Source organism: Ferruginibacter sp. HRS2-29 (assembly GCF_024343615.1).
GTDB lineage: Bacteria > Bacteroidota > Bacteroidia > Chitinophagales > Chitinophagaceae > Ferruginibacter.
Genome location: NZ_RJUB01000050.1, coordinates 1 through 3,239, shown reverse-complemented (window position 1 = coordinate 3,239; position 3,239 = coordinate 1). Strand labels below are relative to the sequence as shown.

The following is a 3,239-nucleotide window of genomic DNA, read 5'->3' as shown; positions in this document are numbered from 1 at the left end:
TTCCTGACCTGGTGAAGATCGGAGTGGCATACGCCACAGAACTGGATATCAAACTGAACATCGTGCGGCCCTACTTCACGCCTTTCGAATGTCCATGGCGCAAGCGGGGTTGTTTCGTTTTGCGCAGCATAAGCTTTTGTTTGGATCATGATTTTCTGAATTTTTAGAAGGAAACCGGCCTTAAATGGCCGGTAGCAAATATAACTTTAAGTCATTGCTTTGGGGTGCCTGTTAAAAATTTATTCCGCAAAACGGAAGCTAAAAACGCAGGGATACTACCCGAAAGTATTGCCCTGCGTTCTACCTGTTACCGAAAACGTTTTCGTCCTAATCCACTACCACACTGCTCAACCCCTTTTCCACAGCCTGCTCTTCATTGCCCGGGATACCCACTCCTTCTATGCGGAAAACGGTGATATCCGACAGGCCGATAAAACTCAGCATAAATGTGAGGTATGGTACCACAAAATCATTCGCTTTTGCCGCACCTTCGGAATAGATCCAGCCGGAACTCATGGCGATGTACACTTTTTTTCCCCTGATCAATCCTTCAGCGCCTTTTTCGCCAACGGAAAATGTGATGCCTTTGCGTACAATATGATCCAGCCAGGCTTTCAGCGAAGAATGTATGCCAAAATTATACATCGGCGCACCGATCACGATGATATCAGCTTCCTGTATCGCCGCGATGGCCTCATCTGAATGTTTGACGGCTTCCAGGTTTTCTTTTGTGCGCACTTCTGCCGGCGTAAAAAATGAAGTAAGGTGGGCTTCCTCAAGATGGGGAAAATGGACATTTACGAGGTCGTACTCTTTAACTGTGCTGCCAGGATATCCGGCCAGCAATTTTTCTACTATCTTATTTCCTAAACGGATACTGTAAGAAGCATTGCCCCTCGGGCTTGAAATAACGTGCAATATTTTTTTCATTGTCATAATTTTTTTGTTGACCAAAATTATGCACCTTTGGTAACCAAAAGTAAGTACTATACAAAAGATTAGCGGTAACCTTTTGTATAGTTAACTAAAAATCAGTTAATTATGGAATATGCAAAACCAGCCAATCATACGGAATGTATCAGCCGCCTGTCTTCCATCGACGATGCGCTTTATGTGATCGGGGGCAAATGGAAGATCCGGGTGATCGTGGCGTTGAAGGAAGGCAGTAAACGTTTCAATGAAGTGCAGCGGGCCATTTCGGGCATTTCCGCCCGGGTGTTATCGGGGGAATTGAAGGATCTTGAAATGAACGGTTTTGTAAAAAGGCTCGTGCATGATAAAACGCCGGTGGTGGTGGAATACCAGCTAACCGATTACGCCGATTCTCTGGGAGATATCCTTCAATCGCTGTACGAATGGGGGCACAAGCACAGGGACAAGATCAGGATGGAAAGGAAGATGGCAGCAGGCGTTTAAGGAAAATAACATAAAAAGCAGGTGAAGTAACTCAACAAAAAAAGCACTGAATATCAGTGCTTTTTTTATTATTTCGGCGGAGAGCGAGGGATTCGAACCCCCGGACCTGTAACAGTCAACAGTTTTTCCAATGGATCCGTAGGATCCGCAGGAGGCTTTGCCCAGGACTGCCGCAATCGACCACTCTGCCAGTCTAAATTATATTCTGTTCACGTAGATATTTTTTGCCTTCGGCTGACTTAAAGAACATTTCTCGCTGATAAGCTGCTGACTTAGAATCAAATATTTCATGGTAATGGAGGACAAACGGGATTCTTGATTTTGTACTTCTCACTTTGCCGCCATTATGTTTCTTCAACCTGTTTTCCAGATCTTTAGTGTGGCCATGGTAATAGCCATCATCCTTAACGCTTTTCAATATATAAGTGTAAAAAGGCATAAAAAAACCTGCTTAATTTAAAAGCAGGTTAAGAATTTTAGCGGAGAGCGAGGGATTCGAACCCCCGGACCTGTAACAGTCAACAGTTTTCAAGACTGCCGCAATCGACCACTCTGCCAGCTCTCCGCGGCAAAAGTAAGGGTTCAAATTTTGTAGAACAAAAAATTGTTACTTCTTTTTTATTTTTTTTATTGCAACGCATTTTGTATGAGGATGTTAGGATTTGAGTGCAAACCCCGGAGGTTTCCAAAACCTCCGGGGTTTATGTTTTTAAAACCTCCGGGGTTTTCGGAACGATGTTTGGATTTATTCAACGAACAAAAAGTGAATCAATTAAAACCAAACACATGAACAGTATCAATCAACAACAGGAAGAAAATAACCATGAAGACCTTAGAGGTACGGATGCGGCCAAAAAGATCAAAGAACTTTCGAACAAGAATACCTGTCATTTCATTACAAAACTTCAGGAAACCAGTCCGCTGCACGTGCGCCCGATGTCAGTGCAGGTTACCGACGACGACGGAACATTGTGGTTCCTGTGTGCCAACGACAGTCATATTTACAGCGATATCAAGGCCGATTCCCGCGTGCACCTGCTGTTCCAGGGATCTTCCTATTCGGATTTCCTGAGCCTGGGCGCTACAGCCAAACTTACGGCCGACAAAGCGAAGATCGCAGAGCTGTGGGAACCTATGCTCAAGACCTGGTTTACCGAAGGACAGGATGATCCCCGCATCGCGGTGATAGAAGTGAAACCGCTGGAAGGTTACTATTGGGACAATAAACATGGCAATGCCGTGGCATTCCTCAAAACTGTTGCCGGGGCTATCGTGGGGAAAACAATGGACGATTCGATAGAAGGAAAACTGGAATCAATTACGAATTAAAAATTACGAATTACGAATGATACGAAGATTGCAATTCGTAATTCGTAATTCTTAATTCGTAATTAACTATATTTGCACCTGCTGTAAGCCCATAAACTAGCCGTTTATGGGCTTATTATTTAACCGTATTGACCAGATACACAATTAAACACAAACGCATGTCTACACAAGTAACTTTTTTACTGCCCAACTATATCGTTCAACACGCTACCGGCGGATTATTGCTGGGCGATTTCAATAACTGGAATGCCGAACTGGGTTTTCCGCTCGAATTGACTGAAGATGGCTCGTTGCAGACCACCATTTCCCTGCAACCGGGACAAACATATCAATATCGTTACCTGCTCAATGATGGCAGGTGGGAAAATGACGACAGGGCGCATTCTTATTCAGCGGCGGAAGGAATGTTCATCGAAAACTGTGTGATCCATGTTACGGAACAAGCCGAAACAGTGACCGATACCCCGGTGATAAAAAAGGCAACACCAAAGAAA

At 44.2% G+C, this 3,239-nt stretch carries 5 protein-coding genes and 1 tRNA gene; 3 read left to right on the top strand and 3 right to left on the bottom strand.

The window, feature by feature from the left end; genetic code table 11:
• Positions 1 to 327: 327 nt before the first annotated feature.
• Positions 328 to 930: an FMN-dependent NADH-azoreductase gene (locus EGI32_RS10760; RefSeq protein ID WP_255155393.1), complete on the bottom strand. Its 603-nt coding sequence runs from the start codon at positions 928 to 930 to the stop codon at positions 328 to 330.
• A gap of 111 nt (positions 931 to 1,041) precedes the next feature.
• Between EGI32_RS10760 and EGI32_RS10755 the strand changes: the two genes are divergently transcribed.
• On the top strand, positions 1,042 to 1,416 hold the full coding sequence (locus tag EGI32_RS10755; protein ID WP_255155392.1) for a helix-turn-helix domain-containing protein: 375 nt from the start codon (positions 1,042 to 1,044) through the stop codon (positions 1,414 to 1,416).
• A 193-nt stretch (positions 1,417 to 1,609) separates the two neighbouring features.
• Here EGI32_RS10755 and EGI32_RS21340 read toward each other — a convergent pair whose 3' ends face one another.
• Positions 1,610 to 1,855 (bottom strand): GIY-YIG nuclease family protein, encoded by a 246-nt coding sequence (locus EGI32_RS21340; RefSeq protein WP_369681653.1) that lies wholly within the window; start codon positions 1,853 to 1,855, stop codon positions 1,610 to 1,612.
• A 41-nt stretch (positions 1,856 to 1,896) separates the two neighbouring features.
• Positions 1,897 to 1,981, bottom strand: a tRNA-Ser gene (locus EGI32_RS10750).
• A gap of 221 nt (positions 1,982 to 2,202) precedes the next feature.
• Between EGI32_RS10750 and EGI32_RS10745 the strand changes: the two genes are divergently transcribed.
• Entirely contained in the window at positions 2,203 to 2,745 is a 543-nt protein-coding gene (locus EGI32_RS10745; RefSeq protein WP_255154308.1) for a pyridoxamine 5'-phosphate oxidase family protein, read from the top strand.
• 158 nt (positions 2,746 to 2,903) lie between these two features.
• Positions 2,904 to 3,239, top strand: a 336-nt coding sequence (locus EGI32_RS10740; RefSeq protein ID WP_255155391.1) for an isoamylase early set domain-containing protein, incomplete at its 3' end; no start/stop codon positions are given.

What these genes read in the sequence shown, in the direction of transcription:
- EGI32_RS10760 (WP_255155393.1), bottom strand. Translation starts at nt 930, where the DNA reads ATGAAAAAAATATTGCACGTTATTTCAAGCCCGAGGGGCAATGCTTCT.
- EGI32_RS10755 (WP_255155392.1), top strand. Translation starts at nt 1,042, where the DNA reads ATGGAATATGCAAAACCAGCCAATCATACGGAATGTATCAGCCGCCTG.
- EGI32_RS21340 (WP_369681653.1), bottom strand. Translation starts at nt 1,855, where the DNA reads ATGCCTTTTTACACTTATATATTGAAAAGCGTTAAGGATGATGGCTAT.
- EGI32_RS10745 (WP_255154308.1), top strand. Translation starts at nt 2,203, where the DNA reads ATGAACAGTATCAATCAACAACAGGAAGAAAATAACCATGAAGACCTT.